The following is a 21,875-nucleotide window of genomic DNA, read 5'->3' on the forward strand; positions in this document are numbered from 1 at the left end:
ACGCCCTGATCCCCAGGAGACCGTCCCTGTGAACATCTGCACGATCATCGCCAAGAACTACGTGGCCCACGCGCGGGTGTTGGCGTCGTCGTTCACGGCCCACCATCCCGGGTCCCGGTGCTTCGTGCTCTTCGTGGACGACGTCGAGGGGTACCTCGACCTGGCGGACGAGCCGTTCGAGGTCGTGCGAGCCGAGGACCTCGACATCGATCCGACGGATCTCGACGAGATGCGCGGGATCTACAACATCCTAGAGTTCTCGACGGCCGTGAAGCCGTGGCTGTTGCGGTACATGCTGGACCATCACGACGACGGGTCCGGCATCTGCTATTTCGACCCCGACATCCAGGTGCACAGCCGGATGACGGAGCTCGAGGCCGCGCTGCAGGAGAGCAGCGTCGTGCTCACCCCGCATCTCACCGCGCCCATGCCCCGCGACGGCAAGAAGCCGAGCGAGACGGACATCCTGATCGCGGGGGTCTACAACCTCGGCTTCATCGGGCTCTCCGCCAGCGACGAGACCGACCACCTCGTCGCGTGGTGGCAGGAGCGCCTGCGCACGGACTGTCGGGTCGACACGGAGAAGGGGTTCTTCGTCGACCAGCGGTGGATCGACTTCGTTCCCGGGATGGTCCGGAGCCTGCATCTGCTCGAGCTCCCGAGCTACAACATCGCGTACTGGAACCTGCCCACCCGCCCCCTGGGCAAGGCGGGAGAACAGGTCGAGGTGGACGGGCACCCGCTGCGGTTCTTCCACTTCAGCGGCTACTCGCCCGACCGCCGCGACCAGCTCAGCAAGCACCAGAACCGCGTCGTCCTGCGTGCGGACCCCGTCCTGCGCGAGCTCTGCGACGGGTACGGCGACGCGCTCGAGGCCGCCGGCTTCCAAGAGGTGCGGACGCTGCCCTACACGCACGACGTCCTGCCCAACGGGCTGCAGATCGACCACCTCTCCCGGGCCCTCTACCGAGCGGCCATCGAGGCAGGGGACTTCGAGGGCTCGATCTTCACCCCGATGGGCTCCAAGGACTTCCTCGCCTGGCTGCAGGAGCCCGCGCCCGGGTTCCCGGGTCTGACCCGCTACCTGCACGCCCTGTGGTCCATGCGCGTCGACCTGAGCGCCGCGTACCCAGACGTAGCGGCGTCGGACCTCGACGGCTTCATCGGCTGGGTGCGCGAGTACGGGCGCGAGCAAGTGCCGATCCCTGACGAGCTGCTGCCGCCGGCGGTGGCGTCGGGTGTGTCCGCCGAGCCTGCCGCACCGGCGCCGGCTGCGCCGGTCGAGCCCGTCGCCCCGTCGCCGGTGCCCTTCGGCGTCAACGTGGCCGGCTACCTGCGGTCCGAGCTCGGTATCGGCGAGGTGGCCCGGCAGCTGACGGGTGCGCTCGACACGACGCCCATCCCGTCCGTGCCCGTCGGTCTGGTCGCACCCGCGAGTCGCCAGGGACATGCGTACGTTGCCTCCGGTCACCGCGAGAACCCGTTCCCGGTCAACCTCGTGTTCGTCAACGCGGACGGACTGCCGGCCTTCGCGGACGACATCGGCGACGCGTTCTTCCGCGACCGTCACACCATTGGCTACTGGTGGTGGGAGCTCGGCCGGTTCCCGGAGCACCTCGTGCCCTCGTTCGACCTCGTCGACGAGGTGTGGGCGGGGAGCGCCTTCGTGGCCGAGACCCTCGCGGCGGTGTCGCCGGTGCCGGTGGTGAAGATGCCCGTACCGATCGAGTTCGCCGCACCCCCGGCGCTCGCCCCCGGCGAGGCCGGCTGGCCCGACGCGTTCACGTTCCTGTTCTCATGGGACTACAACAGCGTCTTCCGTCGGAAGAACCCGTTGGCGCTCGTACAGGCCTACACCCAGGCGTTCGGCCCGGACGACGGCGCCGCACTCGTCCTGAAGTGCATCAACCACGATCGCGACCCGGCGCACCACGCCGAGCTGCGCCGCGCGATCGACGGTCGGCCGGACATCCTCCTGTTCGACGACTACCTGTCCGTGCGGGACAAGAACCGCTTCATGGCGAGCTGCGACTGCTACGTCTCGCTGCACCGCTCGGAGGGGCTGGGACTGACCATGGCCGAGGCGATGTACCTCGGCAAGCCGGTCGTGGCTACGAACTACTCGGGCAACACCGAGTTCATGACCGCGGAGAACAGCTTCCCGGTCGACTACCGCCTGGTCCCGGTCGGCGACGACGCCGCGCCGTACCCCGCCGACGACGAGTGGGCCGAGCCCGATGTCGCGCACGCCGCCCGCCAGATGCGGCGGGTCTTCGACGACCCGCAGGAGCGACGCCGGCGGGCGGACCGAGCCGCGGCCGACATCCGGGAGCGGCACTCGCCGAAGGCGGTGGGCCTGCAGCTCGAACGCCGGCTGCGGCGCATCGAGGGCGCCCGGGCGGCTTCGGGCGCGCGGCTGGAGGCGGTGCCCCGCTCGGCCGAGGTCACCCGGGCCGCCGACGACCTCGCCCGGCTCGTCGAGCGCGGCACCGTACCCCGCCGGCCGTCGCGGTTCGGCCGCCCGGGCGCAGCGGTCCGCAAGGTCGCGCTGCGCGCGATGAAGCCGTACACGACGTACCAGCAGGACATCAACTACACCGTGATGGAAGCCGTGGCGAAGGCCCGTGACGAGGCGCTGAACGCCCTGGGGCGGACCGCGGCCCGCGAGGTCGAGGACCAGGCGACGGTCCTCGCCGAGCTGCGGCGCCAGGCGCAGCGGATCGACGTCCTCGGAGAGCGGCTGGCGGACGAGGTGATCCAGCGCGGTCGGCTGCAAACCGACGCTCAGCCGATCCTCCAGGACGCCCAGCGCCTGGTCCAGGAGGTCCGGTCGGTGCCGTACATGTCCTCGGACGTGTTCCGGGTGCGGGACGCCGGCCCGGCGGGACGGGTCCTCGGGTACGACCACGCCGGTGAGGACCGCAGCCCTGCCGAGGACTACCGGGCCTTCGAGGACCTGTTCCGCGGGGGCGAGGACTTCATCGCGGACCGCCAGCGCCGGTACCTCCCGATCATCGGCGACCGCGGTCCCGTGCTCGACCTCGGTTGTGGCCGCGGCGAGTTCCTGGACGTCCTGACGGACGCCGGCATCCCCGCCCGGGGCGTCGACAGCGACGCGGGCATGGTCGCTCGGTGCAAGGCGAAGGGCCACCAGGACGTCGAGTTGGGCGACGGGATCGAGTACCTCGAGAGCTGCGAGGACGGCAGTCTCGGCGTGATCTTCAGCGCGCAGGTGGTCGAGCACCTGCCGCCCGAGGCCCTGCGGCGCCTGCTCGCCGTCGCGCCGCGCAAGCTCAAGCCGGGTGGGCTGTTCATCGCCGAGACTGTCAATCCACACTCCGTGCCGGCGCTGAAGGCCTTCTGGGTGGACATCACCCACCAGCACCCGCTGTTCCCGGAGGCCATGCTCGCGTTCTGCCGGATCGCGGGCTTCGGGTCCGCGTACTTCTTCCATCCCAACGGCGAGGGTGACGTGGACCGCGATCGGTACACCACCGGCGAGTACGCCGTGGTGGCGACCGTCTGAGCGCCGACGGGCCAACCGGGTCGACCGCTCCGCACGAGGTCCGACCCTTGGACCCGCGGCAGGACACCGAGGCGGGCGACCGCTGACGCGGCCGGGGCCACCCGCGCCGTTGCCTAGTCGGCGGCCCGCCCTTGGCACCGGAAGGGGGCACGTTGAGGGACGTGCCGCTGCTCCGGTCAGGCCGAACGGGGCGCCATCTTCGTGGCAGCGAGCACCTCGCCCGTGTCCATGCTCCAGGCGCTCGCCTCGTCCACGGCGCGCTCTCCTGTGGGCGCCAGGTCGACGCGGCGCGCGGTGGCGCCACCACGGAACGCGTCCTGCCAGGTTGACTCAGGCTCGAAGCCGGCGCCCCGGAGCCACCCCTCGAGTGCGACCCTGCTTGGCGCCCACTGTGAGGTGAAGTCGTTGCCGAGCATGCGGCCCGGGAGGTACTGGACGAGCGGTAGTCCCGGTAGATGCGGGTTGAGGCTCGTGAGCTTGTGGAAGTTCCCCTCGTCGTCGACGAGGCCCTCGTCGAGCATGTGGGTCTCGACAAGGACCCGGGCCCCCGGGGCGCAGACGTCGTGGATCCGGTCGAGCGCAAGCAGGGGATGGCGCAGGTGGTAGATGACGCCCAGGAAGAGCACCACGTCGAACGAGCCGAAGCGCTCCGGTGTCAAGGCGTAGACGTTCTCCGTCACGTACGTCGCCTTCGACCCGAGCAGCTCCGCGGCAATGGAGAAGCCGGTGTGGTCCGGGGGTTCGTTGTCCAGTGCCACGACCTCGCCCGCGCCGCGGCGCTCGGCCTCGAAGGTGAAGAAGCCGTCGCGGGCCCCGATGTCGAGTACCCGCTTGCCCGTCAGGTCAGCCGGGAGCGACACCTGCTGCAGGAGGCGGGCCGTGTCCTGCATGCCCGGTGTGAAAACCCCGGGCGCGACCTCGATGGTGTGGTGCCACTTGTCCTGCCGGGCGATGGCCTCGCGTGCGTGTGCAGCTTCGTTGGTCATCTCGACACCCTACGGGTGACGTGTACTTCGTACGGGACGGATCTGATGCCGTACCTGCCCGCGGCGCACGTGGTCGCGCCGCGGCGCCACGCCCACCCGGCGGTGCACGTGCCCACGAACCGCTCGGTAGTGTCGCCGCCCATGCGGATCGATGTGCACGGGGGCTCGCTTCCTTCCTCGAGGGTGTCCCGAGACGAGAAGGCCTCGCAGGCGACGGCGGACGGTTCCGGCGACGGCGTCTCAGGGACAGGCCGATGAGCTCCTCGTCGCGAGGGACGCTCCGGGAGCCCTGCGGAACGTGCGGAGCGGAGGTGCAGCGCTGGAACGTGTCCTGGGTCGGCCGCTGCTCCGCCTGCGGGAGCTGGCGCTCCGAGCTCGAGCCGGAGATCGCATCGGATGAGCTCCAGCAGCTCATCGACACCGGCGCGCGCGCCAACGGCCTGCGCGAGATCCGCGACCGTAACAACGCGGAGATCCTCGAGCGGATCGGGCGGCTGGTGCCGTTGAAGGGCGCGCGGCTCCTCGATGTTGGGTCGGCCCACGGCTGGTTCCTCGAGGCGGCGGCGGCCCGCGAGGTGCACGCCGAGGGCGTCGAACCCGAACTTCGGCTGGCCGAGATCACGCGCTCCGAGGGCAAGACGGTCCGCGACGGGTACTTCCCGGACGTGATCGCCGACGATGAGCGGTTCGAAGCGATCACGTTCAACGACGTGCTCGAGCACGTGCCCGACGCGAGCGGCGCCGTCGCTGCCTGTGCGGACCTGCTCGCCGACGGCGGCGTGCTCAGCGTGAACATCCCGAGCGCCACGGGCCTCGGATACCGGGTGGCGACGCTCTTGGCTCGGGTCGGCGTCCTCGGTCCGTTCAAGCGCTTCTGGCAGTACGGGCTCCCGAGTCCGCACATGCATTACATGCAGCCCGAGGCGCTCCGCCGCCTGGTCGAGCGGCACGGTCTCGTGGTGCGGTCGGTCACCCCCTTGGCATCCATCCAGCGATCGGGTCTGTGGGCGCGTCTCCACACGATCCGGCGCCCTTCGCCGATCAGTGCGCTGGCGTTCGCGGCCCTATGGCTCGCGGCACCCATCCTGAACCGTCCGCGACAGAGCGACGTCGTGCTGCTCCTCGCGCAGCGACCCGCGCGCACGAGCTCCTGAGTCCCGGGCCAACGAGCCCGCGGATCTGTCGGCCCGCCGGGCCGGCAGATCCGCTGAGGGTCGGCCCCGTACCGGTGTCCGTACCGACGCGCGGCATCCGACATCCGTGTGCCCCGTCCGTGACGGCGCCCACATCAGCCCCCGCCGCGACCCCGTTACGGTCCACGGACGCCGTCTCGAACGGCGACGGAACCCCCGTCGCCGACACCGCTCGAGTCCCTCGACGACGAGCACGGCGTCGCTCTCCGGGAGTTGTGTGCCCGGGGCACCAGGAACGTGACGACGGTGCGCGCCGTCGGATCACGGGAGCGCATTTCGCACCCGACACCGTGAGGTGAAGAGCAGCATGCGCACGAATTCGAAGATCACGGCCGTCGCCTTCGCGACGGCTGCCCTGGCCGCCGGCGCTCCCGCCGCGGCCTCCGCCGCCCAGCCCTCGGGCGGCCTGACGAAGGCGTACGACACGGTCTACGACCGGGTCGTGGACGCCGGCGGACAGCCCGGCCGCAACATCGCCGAGGACGGCATCCGCAAGGGCGGGAAGGCCCGCGCGGCCACCCGGGCCGAGGTGCTGGAGTCGCTCGGAACGCTCCGCAGCATGCACCTGAGCCTGCGCGGAGGCACGCCGTCCGCCGCCAGCGCACCTGCGGCGGCTCCGTCGAGCGCCGGCCAGGCCGCGGCCCCCGCTACGTCCAGCGCCGGCGCCGGGTCCGGGCTCGAGTCCGTGGCCCAGTGCGAGTCGGGCGGCAACCCCGCGGCCGTCTCGCCCGACGGGCAGTACCGCGGCAAGTACCAGTTCGACCAGCAGACCTGGGAGTCCGTCGGTGGGTCCGGCGACCCCGCGGCGGCCCCCGAGGCCGTCCAGGACCAGAAGGCGGCACAGCTCCAGGCCCAGCGTGGCTCGAGCCCCTGGCCGGTCTGCGGCTGAGCGCCGCGACGACGCGGCTGACACGCCAGCCGTCTGCGGCTGAGCGGCGACACCACGGCCCTCTGCGGCCGAGCGCCGCGGCCGCCGCGTCCATCCGCGGTTGATCCCCTAAAGCCAGCCGCGCTCTCGCGCGACGCGCGCCGCCTCCACCCGCGTGGCGGCGCCCGTCTTGCCGATGGCCTGCGAGAGGTAGTTGCGGACGGTGCCCTCCGAGAGGTGCAGGGTGCGGGCGATCGCTCCGACGGTCCCGCCGTGCTCCGCCTGGACGAGCACCTCGCGCTCGCGCGGGGTCAGGGGGTCCTCGCCCGTCTGCAGGGCGGCGGCCGCCAGTTCGGGGTCGACGACCCGGCCGCCGGCGACGACGCGGCGGATGGCAGCCGCGAGGTCGTCGGCCGAGCCGTCCTTGACGAGGAAGCCCGACGCGCCGGCCTCCATCGCGCGGCGCAGATAGCCCGGGCGGCCGAACGTCGTGAGCATCACGATCCGGCAGGCCGGGAGCGCGTCGCGCAGCAGCGCGGCGGCGGCGATCCCGTCCAGCCCCGGCATCTCGATGTCGAGCAGGGCGACGTCGGGCCGCGCGGCCCGGGCGGCGTCGAGCACCTCGTCGCCGCGACCCACCTGGGCGACGACCTCGAGGTCGTCCTCCAGGGTCAGCAGCGCCGCGAGCGCGCCGCGGACCATGCCCTGGTCCTCCGCCAGCAGCACGCGGATCACGCGGCAGGCTCCCCCGAGCGCGTCGGGTCTTCGGCGCCCGGGACACGGGCGACGCCCGGCCGCTCCCGAGCACCGACCGGCCCGGCACCGACCGGCCCGGCACCGACCGTCGCGGCACCAACTGGCCCCGCCGTGACCGCCTCCGCACCGACCGGGATGCGCGCCTCGAGCGTTGTGCCGCCCGACGCGCCGCCCCGCAGCTCGACGCGCCCGCCCACGGTCGCGACGCGTTCCGCCAGACCCGCGAGCCCGTGGCCGTCGCCCGGCCGGCGGTCGTCGGGGCGGAGCACTCGCGGCCGGCCGGCGCCCGCGCCGTCGTCGCTGACCGTGGCCACGACGGCGTCCGGCTCGCGACGCACCGCGATCGTCGCCGTGCGCGCGCCGGCGTGGCGCAGGACGTTCGTCGCCCCCTCGCGCACGACGAACGCGACGACGTCCTCGGCGCGCTGCGGGATCGGCTGCTCGGGCAGCGCGGTGGTGACGGCTACGCCGCCCGCCTCGAGCGCCGCGCGGGCGGACGCGACCTCGGCCGCCAGGGGGCGCCGGCGGTAGCCGTCGACGACGTGGCGGACCTCGTGCAGGGCGTCCCGGGCGACGCCGCGGACGTCGCGGATCTCGGCCATCGCCTGCTCCGGCCGCTCGCGCTCCAGCAGGCGCTCGGCGAGCTGGGCCTTCACGGCGATGACGGAGAGGCTGTGGCCGAGCAGGTCGTGGAGGTCGCGGGCGATGCGGTTGCGCTCGTCGACGACCGCGAGGCGGGCGTTGCGCTCCTCGGCCCGCAGGAGCGCGCCCTCCAGCTCGCCCTGCCGGCGCGACGCGTAGGTCAGGAACCCCGCCAGGAGGATCGCGAAGCCGACCCAGAAGAACCCGGCGCCCCCGGTCTCGCCGAGCGCGAGCAGCATGAGCTCGGAGACGACGAGGACGGCGACGATCGCCCGCGGCACCCACCGGCGGTCGAGCGCGATCGCCATGACGGGCGTGACGTAGGCCATCGAGGCCATCCACTCCGTGCCGAACGCGACCGCACCGCCCAGCCCGAGCACGAGCAGTCCGGCCGTCCGCAGCGCCATCTCGCGGTCGCCGGCGGCGTCGGCCGGGCCGGCGTAGCCGTCCTGCCGGATGCTGCGGGCCCGGCGCGCGGGGACGGCGACGAAGAGGGTCGTCAGGTAGAGGGCGACGAACGCGGCGAGCGACCCGCCCGCGAGCACGCGCGTCAGCGGCGACCACCCGTCCTCCGTCACGACCTTCACGGCCGCGGGCACGAGGTAGACGAGCCACACCCCGCCGGCGACGACGCTCAGCCAGCGGTCGTCGAGGCGCCGGCCGGGGGTGGTGGACGTCGACGCCCTGCCGGTGTCGGGCGGAGCGCCGGCGTCCGTCGGCCCGGTGACCCACGGCTCCGGGACATCTCCGGGCGCGGGGTCGTGCGGGGCGGGCGTGGGCGGGGTCGACGTCACGGTGGGGAGTGCTCAGCGGACGCGGGTCCCGTGGCGCCAGGCGACGGTGGCGGCCGTGCCCAGGGCGAGGGCCCACGCCGCGATGATGCCGCAGTCCGCGAGCTCTACGCCGGTCCCGAGCGTGATCGCCCGCGCCACCTCGCCCACGTGGTACGTGGGGAGGACCTGGCCGACGTCCTGCAGCCACGACGGGAACTGGTCGGGCGGCACCCACAGACCGCCGACGGCGGAGAGGCCGATGTAGGAGAGCATCGAGACGCCCTGCGCGGTCTCGGGGGACCGGCACGCGGCGCCGATCAGCAGGCCGAGCGCGGTCGTGACCGTCGCGCAGAGGGCCAGGGCGACCGAGAGCTCGAGCCACTGCACCGTCGAGATGCCGGCCGGCCCGAAGCGCCCGACCGCGCCGACGACGAACGCCGAGATCAGCGCGAGCAGCAGCCCGGACGCGCCCTTGCCCACGATCGCCGCGTACGGCGACATCGGGGTGGCGCGCAGCTGCCGCAGCCAGCCGCTCGTGCGCTCGGCGGCCAGGCGCGGGCCGACGGCGAAGAGTCCGCCGCCGATCGCGCCGTAGGCCGCCATGCCGGCGAGCAGCCCGCGACGGCTGTCGTCGTCCATGTCGCCGCCGGAGAGCACGAGCAGGAGCAGGATCGGCACGAGCACGCTGAGCAGCACGGCGCGCGGGTTGCGGACGGTGCGGCTGACCTCGAGCCGCACGTACGCGGCGGCGGGGGCGACGGCCCGGCGCGGCCGCGGGGCGGAGCGCGCGGCGGCGGGGGCGGACGGGGCGGTCTGGGTGCTCATCGGGTCCATCCTTCGGCGGCCATGGTCAGGAACGCGTCCTCGAGGTCGGCCGGTCGGACCTCGAGGTCGTGGGCGTCGGGGTGCGCGGCCAGCAGCGCGCGCAGCGCCAGGTCGGAGTCGGAGCAGACGAGGGTCACGCGGCCGTCGTCCCCGTCCTTCGCGGAGCGCACGCCCGGCAGGACGCGCAGCTCGGCGGCGACGGCGTCGCCCACGCGGGCGCGGAGCACCGCCCCGCCGGCCCGGGCCGCGACCTCGGCGGGCGTGCCCTCGGCCACGGTGCGACCGCCTGCGAGGACGACGACGCGGTCGGCGACGGCCTGCGCCTCGTCGAGGTGGTGGGTGGCGAAGAGCAGGCCGCGGCGCCCGCCGGCCTGGCTGCGCAGCGCCGTCCAGAACCGGCGGCGGACCTCGGGGTCCATCGCGGCGGTCGGCTCGTCGAGCACGAGCAGGTCGGGATCGGCGACGAGCGCGAGCGCCAGCCGCACCCGCTGGGCCTGGCCGCCGGAGAGCGCGCCGGACGAGCGGTCGGCCAGGTCGGCGGCGTCGGCGAGCTGGAGGGCGCGCTCGGGCCGCATCGGCCGGGGGTAGAGCGCCGCGAAGAGCGAGACGAGCTGGCCGACCTTCGTGTTGTCGGGCAGCCCGGCGTCCTGGAGCATCGCCCCGACGCAGCCGGCGGCGACGGCGTCCTCCGGGGCGCGCCCGCACACGGTGGCGGTGCCGGCGGTCGGCCGGGCGAGCCCGAGCAGCACGGAGACGGCGGTGGACTTGCCGGCGCCGTTGGGGCCGAGCAGCGCGACGGTCTCACCGGGCGCGACGCGCAGGTCGACGCCGTGGAGGACCTCGCGGTCGCCGTAGCGCTGGTGCACGCCCTGGAGGTCGAGGAGGAGCGGGTGGTCGGTCATCGTGCCTCCACTCTGCGCTCCGGCGGCCGCCCCCGGTAGAGCCGGGCGTCACGTCCTCGGCATGACGTCTGTCACGGGCGGGGGCCCCAGAACGACGAAGGGCCCCGGTCTCCCGGGGCCCCTCTCCTCCTCGCGCCCGTCTGGGCACCACACCGTTCCGGGCGGGACCGGGTCACGGGGCCCGGGGCGGGGTCGCCTCCCAACGACCCGCGTCCCCACGACCCCGTGGCCGCGTCCCGCCAACCTGGGCGCGCGGCCGGTGCGGCCGGCGGGGCTGTTCGGCCCCCCGGCCGCACCGGTCCGTCCGGCGGGTCGAGGGGCCGGACGAGCCCCGCGACCGCCTCCGGCGTCCGGATCAGGCGGTGTGCGCCACCTCGGCGACCCGCGCCTCGAGTGCGACCTCGAGGACTTCGGTGACGCTCATGGAGGGGTGGAACGTCACGGCGTCCTTGACCTCGTCCGGCACGTCGTCCAGGTCGCCGCGGTTGCGCTCCGAGATGACGATGTCCGTCAGCCCGGCCGCGTGGGCGGCGATGGACTTCTGCTTCAGCCCGCCGATCGGGAGCACGCGGCCCTGCAGCGTGACCTCACCGGTCATGCCGACCGTGTGCTTGACCGGGCGGCCCGTCAGGAGGGAGACCAGCGCCGTCACCATCGTGATGCCGGCCGAGGGGCCGTCCTTCGGGATCGCGCCCGCCGGCACGTGGACGTGGAACTCCGCGTCCTCGAACTTCGCCGGGTCGATCCCGAGCTTCTCCGCGTTGGCGCGGGTCCACGAGAGGGCGATCCGGGCGGACTCCTTCATCACGTCGCCGAGCTGGCCGGTCAGGACGAGGCTGCCCTTCGAGCCGGGGACGGGGACGCGCGTGGCCTCGATGAAGAGGACGTCGCCGCCCGTGCCCGTGACCGCCAGGCCGGTCGCCACGCCCGGGACCGCCGTGCGGGCCGCGGACTCGTGGAACACCTTCTGCCGGCCGAGGGCGTCGCGCACCCGGTCGAGGTCGACCTTCACGGGCGTCTCGGTCTTGCCCGAGGCGATCTCCGTCGCCGTCTTGCGCAGCAGGGTGCCGACCTGGCGCTCGAGCTGACGGACGCCGGACTCCCGGGTGTACTCGTCGACGATGGTGTGCAGCAGGCCGTCGTCGATCGTCACCTCGTCGTCGTGCAGGCCGTTGTTGCGGCGCTGACGGGGGAAGAGGTGGTCACGGGCGATGGCCGTCTTCTCCGCGACGGTGTAGCCGTCGAAGGGGATGACCTCCATGCGGTCCAGCAGCGGCCCCGGGATCGTGTCGAGCGTGTTCGCCGTCGCCAGGAACAGCACCTGGGAGAGGTCGATCTCGATGTCGAGGTAGTGGTCGCGGAACGAGTGGTTCTGCGCGGGGTCGAGGACCTCGAGCAGCGCCGCCGACGGATCGCCGCGGTGGTCCGCACCGACCTTGTCGACCTCGTCCAGCAGGATCACCGGGTTCATCGTCCCCGCGTCGCGCAGGGCGCGCACCAGGCGGCCCGGGAGCGCGCCGATGTACGTGCGGCGGTGGCCGCGGATCTCGGCCTCGTCGCGCACGCCGCCCAAGGCGATGCGCACGAACTCGCGCCCCGTCGCCTTCGCGACGGACTCGCCGATCGAGGTCTTGCCGGTGCCGGGGGGCCCGACGAGGGTCAGGATCGACCCGCCGCCGCGGCGCCGCGTCTTCTCCTGCGAGCTCGCGGCGTCGTCGTCGTCGAGGCCGCGGTCGGCCCGCAGCTTCTTGACGGCGAGGAACTCGACGATGCGGTCCTTCACGTCCTCGAGGCCGAAGTGGTCGCTGTCGAGCGTCGCCCGCGCGTGGACCGGGTCGAGGTTCTCCTCGGAGCGCTCGCCCCACGGCACGCTCAGGAGCCAGTCGAGGTAGTTACGGATGGTCTGGGCCTCGCCGGACCCCTCGCCGCCCATGCGCTCGAAGCGGGCCAGCTCCTTGTCGGCCTGCTCGCGGACGGCCGCCGGCATGCCGGCGTTCTCGATCTTCTCGCGGTACTCCTCGACGACGGACGCGTCGTCCTCGCCGAGCTCGTGCCGGATGGAGTCCATCTGCTTGCGCAGGAGGTACTCGCGCTGCTGCTTCTGGGCGCCGGACTCCACGCCCTCGCGGATCTTCTGGCGCAGCTGCAGGTCGGAGAGGCGCTCCTGGATGAGCGCGATGGCCTTCTCGAGCCGCTCCGTGACGTCGAGGGTCGCGAGGATCTCGACCTTCTGCTCGACCGTCAGCTCGGGGTCGTAGCCGATGGAGTCGGCCAGCGCGCCCGGCTCCTTGATGGCCCGCAAGACGGCCTGGACCGAGCCGTCGTCGCCGCGGGCGGTGAGGATCTCGTCGATCGTCGCGCGCAGGGTGCGGGTCAGGTCGCGGGTGCGGCCGTCGACGGGCACGTCATCGGGGTGCTCCTCGACGGTGACGCGCAGCTCGCCGGTCGGGCCGGTCTGGGCGGCGCCGGCGACGCCGCGGGCGATGCCCTCGAACATGGCGCCCTTGCCGCCGCCGGGCAGGCGGACGTGGCGCTTGACGCGGGCGATGGTGCCGACCGCGGCAAACTCACCGTCGATGCGGGGGACCAGGAGCACGCGCTCCTCGTCGCCCGGATCGACCGGCAGGGTGACGTCCATCGTCGGGAAGACGACGACGTCGTCGAGCGGGATCAGGGGGAGGGTGGTGGACATGTGACGCGCGATCCTCAGGTTGTTGAGAACTTCAACGGTGTGGTTCGTGAACCGTAGCACGGTGCGAACCCGGCGTCCACATGATCTGAGTCGTGTGGACTGAGATAGTCGGATGACCATAGCGCAGGACCCCTGAGGTGCCGTCCATCAGGGCGGATGGGGACGGACGGACGGGAGCGGGCCGGACCGGGTCGGGCCGGGGCCGGGCGGAGCCGGGGGGGACACGGGCGAGCCGCGGGCGCCGGCGCGCCCGGGAACGACGAAGCCCCGACGCGCGGTGCGCGCCGGGGCCGGCGGATGCGGTGCGGGGCGGGCGCCGTCCGGCGCCCGCCCCGGCTAGTACTCGTCCCGCTGCACGCGCGCGATCGCCGCCGCGCTCAGCGCGACGAGCCACACGGCGAGCACTGCAAAGGCGGCGGCGAGCGAGAGCGCCAGGCCCTCCTCCTCGTCCGGCTTGATCAGCGCCGCGACCTGCTCGAAGACCGTCGGCAGGAGGTAGTTGGCCAGGGTCTCCGAGATGAACTCGGCGACGAGCGCGGTGATGAGCGCGCCGCCGAAGAACAGGACGACGCTGACCGCGATCGCGGAGCCGTTGGAGCGCATGAGCATGCCGACCGACGTCGAGACGATGCCCCAGGTCCAGAGGGTCGCCAGGACGGCCCAGGTGGACTCGCCGACGACCGTGCCCGACGGGCCGTCGCCGACACCCATGGAGGAGACGTACGCGATCACGAGGATCAGCAGCGCCATGGGGAGGACCGCGACCATCATGCCGACGATGCGGACGACCGCCAGCTGCCAGCGGGGCACGCCCGTGAGGACGAGGTAGCGCATGGTGCCGTTCGCGCTGTCGTAGGAGCCGGCCAGCGCGCCCATGACGACGACGCCGAGGAGCCCGGCGTAGCGGCCGGCGGTAGCGACGCGCTCCATCGCGGTCGCGCCGCTCTGGGCGTCGTCCACCGCGATCGTGATGCCCATGATGATCAGGGCGAAGAGGATGGAGCCGTAGAAGGAGCCACGGCGACCGGTGATGCGCCGCAGCTCGGCGCCGAGGAGGGGAAGCATCAGCGGCTCTCCGTGGTCGCGTCGGCGGGGGAGTCGGCGGCGGGCGGCGCCGCGAGGACGGACGCGCCGCCCAGCTCGCCGGCGGTCGTGCCGGTGAGCTCGAGGAAGCGCCGCTCGAGCGTCTCGCCCTTCTTCTGCAGCTCGAGGATGCCGATCCCGGCACCGAAGAGGTCCTGGCCCGTGCGCAGCAGCGCCGCGTCGTCGGCCTCCTCCACCTTGACCTCGAGCACGTCGCCCGCCACGCGCGAGACGCCGAGCGAGAACGGCAGCGCCCGCAGCAGCGGCTCCGCGCGGTCGGGGTCCGTGGTGCGGACGGAGATCGCGTGCGTGCCGCCGCGCATGAGGTCGGCGACGGAGCCGTTCGCGAGCATCTTGCCCTTCTCGATGATCGCGATGTCGTCGGCCATCTTCTCCACCTCGGAGAGGATGTGCGAGGAGATGAAGACGCTGCGGCCCTCGTCCACGAGCTCGCGGATCATGATGCGGAACTCGGCGAGGCCGGCGGGGTCCAGGCCGTTCGTCGGCTCGTCGAGGACGAGCAGCTCGGGGTCGTTCAGGAGCGCGCGGGCGACGCCGAGGCGCTGGCGCATCCCGAGCGAGTAGGTGCCGACCCGGTCGTTCGCGCGATCGGCGAGTCCGACGCGGTCGAGGGACGGGGCGATCGCCGCGTGGGCCTCGCGGCCCTGGTGGGCGGCCCAGACCTCGAGGTTCTTGCGGCCCGAGAGGTACGGGTAGAAGCGCGGCTCCTCCACGATGCCGCCGACGCGGGACAGCGCCTCGCGGGTGTGGCCGGGGACGGATAGCCCGCGCACCTTGATCTCGCCCGAGGACACCCGGGCGAGGCCGAGCATCATGCGGATGAGCGTCGTCTTGCCGCAGCCGTTCGGGCCGAGCCAGGCGTAGCAGCGGCCCTTCGGCACGTCGATCGTGACGCTGTCGACGGCGACGTGCTGGCCGAAGCGCTTCGTCACGTTGTTCAGGGAGATGACCGGTTCCATAGCGTTGCCAGCCGCGTTCGGGGACGGGCCGACGAGAGGTCCTCGTCGGGCCAGGCGGCTTGCGGGGCGGACCCTATACGCCACCACGCCCCCCGAAGGCCGGGGATTCCCCTAGTTCCACCCCGGGTCACCCCGACCCCCGACCCGGCGATGCGTGGCCCTGCCGGGGTGGCCCGGCCGTGCCGCCGAGGCGGCACGGCCGCGGGCGGGCGCGTCCGCCATGATCGGGCGATGGAGGCCACCCGGAAGCCCTGGACCGCGGAGGACGCCGCGCCGCTCGTCGCCGCCGCCGCGGCGCGCTGGGGACTCGCCGGCACGCCCGAGCTGCTGCGGCTGGGCACGAACGCCAGCCACCGCGTCGGCGACGCCGTCGTGCGCATCGCCCCCGTCGGGCGGGAGCGCGCGGCGGTGCAGCGCGAGCTCGACCTGGCGGCGTTCCTCGCGACCCGCGGGTTCCCCGCCGTGCGGCCGCTGGGGGTGGAGCAGCCCGTCGATGTCGACGGGCACTGGGCCACGGCGTGGGCGTGGGTGCCGCACGACCCGAAGGGTGTGACGGACGGAGAGGCGTTCGGGGCGCTCATCCGCGGGTTCCACGACGCCACCGTCGACTACGACGCGCCGCTCCCGGACTGGGGCGCGCTCGAGCTGATCGCCGCGCGGCTCGGGGGGTTGCGGGGCAACCCCCACTTCGCCCCCGACGAGGTGGCGCTGCTGGAGCGCACCCTGGCGGAGCTGCGCGCCGAGCTCGACGCCCTGGCGACCACGACGCCCGTCGGGGTCGTCCACGGCGACGCGCACCCCGGGAACGTCCTCACGCACGAGGTGACGGGGCAGGCGATCCTGGCCGACTTCGACCTCATCGGCCACGGCCCGCGCGCGTGGGACCTGGCGCCGGCCGCGCTGCACCCGCGCCGCTACGGCGCCGACCCGGCGTGGTGGCAGGCGGTGCGACGCGGCTACGGCCGCGCGGAGGACGCGTCGTGGGAGGTCTGCCTGCGCGTGCGCGAGCTGGCGTCGGCGGCCTGGCTGTTCGCGGCGGAGGATCCGACCGCGGGCGCGCGCTCGGCCGAGGCCGACGTGCGGATGCGCGCCTTCACGGGCGAGCCGGACCCGCCCGTCTGGGGCCGGCACTAGGCCGGGGACCCCTGCCGGGCCCGCCTCCGGGCGGAGGCCCGGGCCGGCCTGGGCGCGCCCGAGGGCCGCGGCCGCGCCCGGTAGCCTGGGAGGAAGTTCCGGGCGCAACGATTGCGTGCGCCCACCACGATCGGCGGGTAGAGGTCACGACGCGGCGCAGCACCACGGCCGCACGACCGCTCGCCACGAAGGAAGGTCCCCCCTATGACGCAGGTCCCCACCCTCACGCTCAACGACGGCGTCGAGATCCCGCAGCTCGGGTTCGGCACCTGGCAGATCCCGGCGGAGGACGCGCAGTCCGTCGTCGAGCATGCCATCTCCACGGGCTACCGCCACATCGACACCGCCGCGGCCTACAAGAACGAGGAGGGCGTCGGAGCCGCCCTCAAGGCCTCGGGCGTCGCCCGCGACGAGCTCTTCGTCACCACGAAGCTGTGGAACGCCGACCAGGGCTACGAGAGCACCCTGAAGGCGTTCGACGCGAGCATGGAGAAGCTCGGGATCGACGTGCTCGATCTGTACCTCATCCACTGGCCGACCCCGGCCCGCGAGCTCTACCTCGACACCTGGCGCGCGTTCGAGAAGCTCAAGGCCGACGGGCGCGTGCGCTCCATCGGCGTGTCGAACTTCCAGCCGGCGCACCTCGACGCGCTCGCCGCGAAGTCCGAGGTCGTGCCGTCGGTGAACCAGATCGAGCTGCACCCGTTCCTCACGCAGCAGGGGCTCCGGGACTACCACCGGGCGCACGGCATCCACACGGAGGCCTGGAGCCCGCTGGCCCAGGGCGGCGAGCTGCTCAAGCACGATGCGGTCGCCGAGATCGCCGGCCGCCACGGCAAGACGCCCGCCCAGGCGATCCTGCGCTGGCACCTGCAGATCGGGAACATCATCTTCCCGAAGTCCGTCACCGCCTCGCGCGTGGAGGAGAACTTCGACGTCTTCGACTTCGAGCTCTCGTCGGAGGACATCACGGTGCTCGAGGGCCTGAACAAGAACGAGCGCACGGGTCCCGACCCGGACGAGTTCAACCAGGCCTGAGTCCGGCCCGGGTCCGCGGCGCTACCCGCGAGTAGTGCCGACGGCCCACCGCGGTCCGGCGTCCGGCCGGGCCGCGGATGCGTGTCGGATGACACAGGAGCGCACGGACGGCCGGGGGGTGGCAGGATGCCTCCATGGCCGACCAGTCCAACGCGAATCTCGCGACGCTCCTCACCACCTCCGCGGCGAAGTTCCCCGAGCGGATCGCCATCCGCCTGGACGACGCCGCCGTCCCGTACGCCGCGCTCGAGGCGGGCAGCCAGCGCGTCGCCGGGATGCTCAAGAGCATGGGCGTTCAGCCCGGCGACCGGGTCGGCATCATGCTGCCGAACACGCCGCACTTCCCGCTGGCGTACTACGGCGCGCTCCGGCTCGGCGCGATCGTCGTGCCGATGAACCCGCTGCTCTCGAAGCGCGAGGTGGCGTTCTACCTCGAGAACTCCGGCGCCAAGCTGCTGCTCGCCTGGCACGGGTTCGCGGAGTCCGCGCAGGGCGGCGCCGAGCAGGTCGAGGGCGCCGAGGTGCTGCTGATCGAGCCGGAGGACATCGCCAAGCGCGTCGGCGCCGCCGAGCCGATCGTCGAGGTCGCCCACAAGGACGGCGACGACACCGCCGTCGTCCTCTACACCTCGGGCACCACGGGGCACCCGAAGGGCGCGGAGCTCACGCACCACTCCATCGGCTCCAACGTGGCGGCCTGCCTGCCCCTCTACAAGCCGACGGAGAACGACGTCCTCTTCGGCGGCCTGCCCTTCTTCCACGTCTTCGGCCAGACCTGCACGCTGAACGTCGCGGTCGCCGCCGGCGCCGAGGTCACGCTGCTGCCGCGGTTCGACCCGACCACCGCGCTCGAGATCATCCAGCGCGACAAGGTCACCGTCTTCATGGGCGTGCCGACGATGCACGGCGCCGTCCTGCACCACCCGAAGCGCGGCGACTACGACACGAGCTCGGTGCGCCTGTTCGTCTCGGGCGGCTCCGCGCTGCCCGTCGAGGTGCTGCGCGGCGTCGAGAAGGACTTCGGCGCCCCGATCCTCGAGGGCTACGGCCTCTCCGAGACCTCGCCGGTGGCGAGCTTCAGCCGCATGGAGCTCGAGAAGAAGGCCGGCTCGATCGGCGTCGCCATCGACGGCGTGCAGCTGCGGGTCGTCGACGACGCGGGGGAGGAGGTCGCGACGGGCGAGGTCGGCGAGCTCCAGGTCAAGGGCCCGAACGTCATGAAGGGCTACTGGAAGAACCCCGAGGCGACGAAGGCCGCGATCTCCGCCGACGGCTGGTTCTCCACCGGCGACATGGCGAAGAAGGACGAGGACGACTTCTACTTCATCGTCGACCGCAAGAAGGACCTGATCATCCGCGGCGGCTACAACGTCTACCCGCGCGAGGTCGAAGAGGTGCTCTACGAGCACCCGGCCGTCGCCGAGGCCGCCGTCATCGGCATCAAGCACGAGGAGCTCGGCGAGGAGGTCGCCGCGGCGGTCTCGCTCAAGAGCGGCGCGCAGGTCACCGCGGACGAGCTGCGGGACTTCGTCAAGGAGCAGGTCGCGGCCTACAAGTACCCGCGCCACGTGTGGATCGTCGACGAGCTCCCCAAGGGCCCGACGGGCAAGATCCTCAAGCGCGAGATCGACGCGCCCGCGGCCTGAGCCGCCCCGCGGGGGCGTTCGCCCCCGCACAGCCTTCCGTCCCTCACCGCCGCGTGGCCCTGCCCGCGGCGGTTTGGCGTTCCGGGGGCGGCGCGCTACAGTCGACGGAGTAGTTGCACGAGCAACCAAGACTGAGGACGCACCGTGAGCACCCCCGAGATCCCCGAGCTCGCCTTCCGTGAGCGCCCCGCCGACGGCACCGCCGACGGGCTGCTCGTGCTGCACCACGGGCGCGGGGCGGACGAGAACGACCTGATCGGCCTGGCCGACGTGCTCGACCCGGAACGCCGCCTGCACGTCGTCACACCCGGCGGGCCCCTGCGCGTGCCGGGCTGGCCGGGGCAGCACTGGTACGTCGTGCCGCAGGTCGGCTACCCCGACCCGGACACGTTCCGCACCTCGTACCTCGCCCTGGGCGCGTTCCACGACGCGCTCTGGGAGCGCACGGGCATCGCGCCCTCGCGCACGATCCTCGGCGGGTTCTCCATGGGATCCGTCATGAGCCACGCGACGGGCCTCGGCCCCGGGCGGCCCGTCGTCGCCGGCGTCCTGGGGCTCTCCGGGTTCGTGCCGACGGTCGAGGGCTGGCAGCCCGACCTGGCGCCGCGGACCGCCACCCGGGTGCTCAACGCGCACGGTCGCCGCGACCCCGTCATCGCCTACGAGTTCGCCGAGCGGGCCCGGGCGCTGGTGCGCGACGGCGGTCTCGACCTCACCGCCCTGGACTTCGACGGCGGCCACCAGATCGCCCCGGAGCACGTGCCGGCCATCGCGTCCTGGATCGCCGAGACGCTGCCGCCGCGCGGCTGAGCCCGGCCGCCCGTCGCTCAGCCGCCCCGGGCGGCGGCCAGGAGGGTGACGACCGGGCGCGCCGTGACGGCGTAGGCGGTGCCGCGCTGTCGCTCGGAGACCCCGAACAGCACGCCGACCAGCCGTCCCCGTCCGTCGACGACGGGCGCGCCGCTGTCCCCTGGGGCGGCCGACACCGCGAGCGCGAGGGCCGGTCGCCGACCCCCCGTGCCGCTGCCGGGCGCGTCGACCCGCGCGGTGATCCGCTGCCGCAGCGTGACCGCGCGGTCGACGACCCGGCCGTCGCGGCGCAGCAGCACGCGCCAGCCGCCGCCGTCCCCGTCGGCGGCCGGCCGGCTCGGGGCCCGGACCCAGTCGGTGGCCAAGCCGCGCGAGGCCCGGATGCCGCTCGTGCCCAGCACCGCGAGATCGGCCACGTCGTCGCGCGCCGCGAGCCGGGCCGGCAGGCCCGGGCTCCCGACGCGGCCGACCGTGGCGCGGCCCGGCCGGGCGTCGGGCGGCAGCGCGTGGGCGACGGTGAGGATCGCCCCTCCAACGCGGAAGCCCGTCGCCTCCTCCCCGCCCGGTCCCGCGGTCGTCCGCACCGCCACGACGTCGGCGGCCGTCACACGAGGGCCCGCGGGGCCATCAGGGGGCGTGGCGGGTCGCGCGCCGCAACCGGGGAGTCCGCACGCGGCCAGCGCCGCGACGGCCACCGCCCGTCGTGGTGGGGCTGCGGGCACGCCGGGGTCGCCGGTCAGTCCGCCGCGGCGCGCGCGGCGCCGGGGGCGGCGGTGGTGGAGCGCACGACGAGGGTGGGGTGCTCGATCCACACCACCCGCTCCGTGCGGCCGTCGATGCGCTCCAGCAGCAGCTCGAGCGAGCGCTGGCCCATCGCGCGGCGCGGCTGGTTGATCGTCGTGAGGGACACGTGGCGCAGGCCGGCGAGGAAGACGTCGTCGTAGCCCACGACGGAGAGGTCGCCGGGGACGGCCAGGCCGGCGCCGAGCAGGGCGTCCAGCGCGCCCGCGGCGGCCAGGTCGTTCGCGGCGAAGATCGCGGTGGGCAGGTCGCCGGCGGCGAGCAGGCGCTCCACGCCCCGCGCGCCGGCGTCCTCGGTGAAGTCGGCCGGGACCACCCGCGCGTGCTGCTCCAGGCCGAGCTCGCGCATCGCCCGCCCGTAGCCGGCGCGGCGCGGGGCCGCGCCGGCACCGGCGCCGCCGTCGAGGTGGACGATGTCGCGGTGGCCCAGGTCGGCCAGGTGCTCGACCGCCAGTCGGGAGCCGGCGACCTCGTCCGTCGTGACGCAGTCGATGTGCGCGTCGCGCAGCACCCGGCCGGCGACGACGGTCGGGACGCCGGCGGTGAGGGCGACGATCTCGCCGCTCGGGATGCGGGGGGAGACGAGGATCAGGCCGTCGGGGCGGTACTCGATGAGCGCCTCGATCAGCGCGCGCTCGCGGCGCTGCCGGCGCTCGCCCGTGATGATCAGCAGGCGGTAGCCGTGCTGCGAGGCGAGGTCCTCCATCCCCTGCGCGATCTCGGCGAAGAACGGGTTGTGCAGGTCGTTCAGCAGCACGCCCACGGTCTTCGTGCGGGTGCTCGCCAGGCTGCGGGCCATCGCGTTGGGGCGGTAGCCCAGATCGGCGGCGACCTCGAGCACGCGGCTGCGGCGCTCGTCGCTGACCTTCGGGCTCTCGCGCATCACGAGCGAGACCAGTGCCCGCGACACGCCGGCTTCGCGGGCGACGTCGTCCATCGTCACGTAGCCGCCGGAGCGTCGGGACCGCGTGCGGCGGTTCTCGGCACCGTCCGCGGCCGCCCCGGAGGTCCCGTCGCCGCCGGTCGCCGTCCTGTCGTTCCCGCTTGCGCCGGTCGCGGCCCCGTCGGGACTGGGGGTCGGGGAGCCGCTCACGAAATACATCCTTGCATTCCGCCGACGGCCGCGGATAGGTTTGGAGCGCTCCAACGGTTAGAGCGCTCTAACGACGAGTGTGACCGGGAGCGAAGCCGGAGAACAGGGGAGAGATGTCCGCAACACC

Annotated in this window: 17 protein-coding genes; 7 read left to right on the plus strand and 10 right to left on the minus strand. The window is 73.6% G+C overall.

From position 1 onward, the window contains the following. Positions 1 to 28 precede the first annotated feature (28 nt). Positions 29 to 3,526 carry a methyltransferase domain-containing protein gene (locus F593_RS0111790; RefSeq protein WP_022928959.1) on the plus strand — a complete coding sequence of 1,166 codons (3,498 nt, stop codon included), beginning with the start codon at positions 29 to 31 and terminating at the stop codon, positions 3,524 to 3,526. Between the two features lie 176 nt (positions 3,527 to 3,702). Here F593_RS0111790 and F593_RS28285 read toward each other — a convergent pair whose 3' ends face one another. Then, a complete protein-coding gene (locus tag F593_RS28285; RefSeq protein WP_022928960.1) occupies positions 3,703 to 4,512 on the minus strand; it encodes a methyltransferase domain-containing protein in 810 nt (269 codons plus the stop codon). Positions 4,513 to 4,823: 311 nt separating this feature from the next. On the opposite strand from F593_RS28285, the gene F593_RS24650 reads away from it, so the two are divergent. Both F593_RS24650 and F593_RS28290 read left to right on the plus strand, forming a co-directional pair. Then, positions 4,824 to 5,666 (plus strand): class I SAM-dependent methyltransferase, encoded by an 843-nt coding sequence (locus F593_RS24650; protein WP_022928961.1) that lies wholly within the window; start codon positions 4,824 to 4,826, stop codon positions 5,664 to 5,666. 346 nt (positions 5,667 to 6,012) lie between these two features. Continuing rightward, positions 6,013 to 6,594 (plus strand): transglycosylase family protein, encoded by a 582-nt coding sequence (locus F593_RS28290; RefSeq protein WP_084629952.1) that lies wholly within the window; start codon positions 6,013 to 6,015, stop codon positions 6,592 to 6,594. A 108-nt stretch (positions 6,595 to 6,702) separates the two neighbouring features. Here F593_RS28290 and F593_RS0111810 read toward each other — a convergent pair whose 3' ends face one another. The 7 genes from F593_RS0111810 to F593_RS24665 form a co-directional block, all read right to left on the minus strand. Next, positions 6,703 to 7,308: a response regulator transcription factor gene (locus F593_RS0111810; protein WP_022928963.1), complete on the minus strand. Its 606-nt coding sequence runs from the start codon at positions 7,306 to 7,308 to the stop codon at positions 6,703 to 6,705. Continuing rightward, a complete protein-coding gene (locus F593_RS28295; RefSeq protein ID WP_022928964.1) occupies positions 7,305 to 8,765 on the minus strand; it encodes a sensor histidine kinase in 1,461 nt (486 codons plus the stop codon). Before F593_RS28295 ends, F593_RS0111810 begins: the two co-directional genes overlap by 4 nt. 12 nt (positions 8,766 to 8,777) lie before the next feature. Next, positions 8,778 to 9,569: an ABC transporter permease gene (locus F593_RS0111820; protein WP_169449189.1), complete on the minus strand. Its 792-nt coding sequence runs from the start codon at positions 9,567 to 9,569 to the stop codon at positions 8,778 to 8,780. Then, positions 9,566 to 10,471 (minus strand): ABC transporter ATP-binding protein, encoded by a 906-nt coding sequence (locus tag F593_RS0111825; protein WP_028721630.1) that lies wholly within the window; start codon positions 10,469 to 10,471, stop codon positions 9,566 to 9,568. Before F593_RS0111825 ends, F593_RS0111820 begins: the two co-directional genes overlap by 4 nt. 355 nt (positions 10,472 to 10,826) lie before the next feature. Continuing rightward, positions 10,827 to 13,163: an endopeptidase La gene (lon, locus tag F593_RS0111830; protein WP_022928966.1), complete on the minus strand. Its 2,337-nt coding sequence runs from the start codon at positions 13,161 to 13,163 to the stop codon at positions 10,827 to 10,829. A gap of 336 nt (positions 13,164 to 13,499) precedes the next feature. Further along, positions 13,500 to 14,228: an ABC transporter permease gene (locus F593_RS0111835; RefSeq protein ID WP_022928967.1), complete on the minus strand. Its 729-nt coding sequence runs from the start codon at positions 14,226 to 14,228 to the stop codon at positions 13,500 to 13,502. Then, positions 14,228 to 15,226 carry an ABC transporter ATP-binding protein gene (locus F593_RS24665; protein WP_022928968.1) on the minus strand — a complete coding sequence of 333 codons (999 nt, stop codon included), beginning with the start codon at positions 15,224 to 15,226 and terminating at the stop codon, positions 14,228 to 14,230. The genes F593_RS0111835 and F593_RS24665 overlap by 1 nt, the downstream gene beginning before the upstream one ends. A gap of 231 nt (positions 15,227 to 15,457) precedes the next feature. Between F593_RS24665 and F593_RS24670 the strand changes: the two genes are divergently transcribed. The 4 genes from F593_RS24670 (at position 15,458) to F593_RS0111860 (ending at position 19,854) form a co-directional block, all read left to right on the plus strand. Continuing rightward, on the plus strand, positions 15,458 to 16,360 hold the full coding sequence (locus F593_RS24670; RefSeq protein ID WP_022928969.1) for a phosphotransferase enzyme family protein: 903 nt from the start codon (positions 15,458 to 15,460) through the stop codon (positions 16,358 to 16,360). Between the two features lie 204 nt (positions 16,361 to 16,564). After that, positions 16,565 to 17,398, plus strand: coding sequence for an aldo/keto reductase (locus F593_RS0111850; RefSeq protein WP_022928970.1), 834 nt, complete (start codon positions 16,565 to 16,567; stop codon positions 17,396 to 17,398). 134 nt (positions 17,399 to 17,532) lie between these two features. Continuing rightward, positions 17,533 to 19,044 (plus strand): long-chain-fatty-acid--CoA ligase, encoded by a 1,512-nt coding sequence (locus F593_RS0111855; protein ID WP_022928971.1) that lies wholly within the window; start codon positions 17,533 to 17,535, stop codon positions 19,042 to 19,044. Positions 19,045 to 19,188: 144 nt separating this feature from the next. Continuing rightward, positions 19,189 to 19,854 carry an alpha/beta hydrolase gene (locus F593_RS0111860; protein WP_022928972.1) on the plus strand — a complete coding sequence of 222 codons (666 nt, stop codon included), beginning with the start codon at positions 19,189 to 19,191 and terminating at the stop codon, positions 19,852 to 19,854. 17 nt (positions 19,855 to 19,871) lie between these two features. Here F593_RS0111860 and F593_RS0111865 read toward each other — a convergent pair whose 3' ends face one another. Together F593_RS0111865 and F593_RS0111870 are read right to left on the minus strand one after the other, a co-directional pair. Continuing rightward, a complete protein-coding gene (locus tag F593_RS0111865; protein WP_022928973.1) occupies positions 19,872 to 20,462 on the minus strand; it encodes a S1 family peptidase in 591 nt (196 codons plus the stop codon). 128 nt (positions 20,463 to 20,590) lie between these two features. Then, positions 20,591 to 21,748: a LacI family DNA-binding transcriptional regulator gene (locus tag F593_RS0111870; RefSeq protein ID WP_022928974.1), complete on the minus strand. Its 1,158-nt coding sequence runs from the start codon at positions 21,746 to 21,748 to the stop codon at positions 20,591 to 20,593. Positions 21,749 to 21,875 lie beyond the last annotated feature (127 nt).

The organism is Patulibacter americanus DSM 16676 (assembly GCF_000420025.1).
In the GTDB taxonomy this organism is placed as follows: Bacteria; Actinomycetota; Thermoleophilia; order Solirubrobacterales; family Solirubrobacteraceae; genus Patulibacter; species Patulibacter americanus.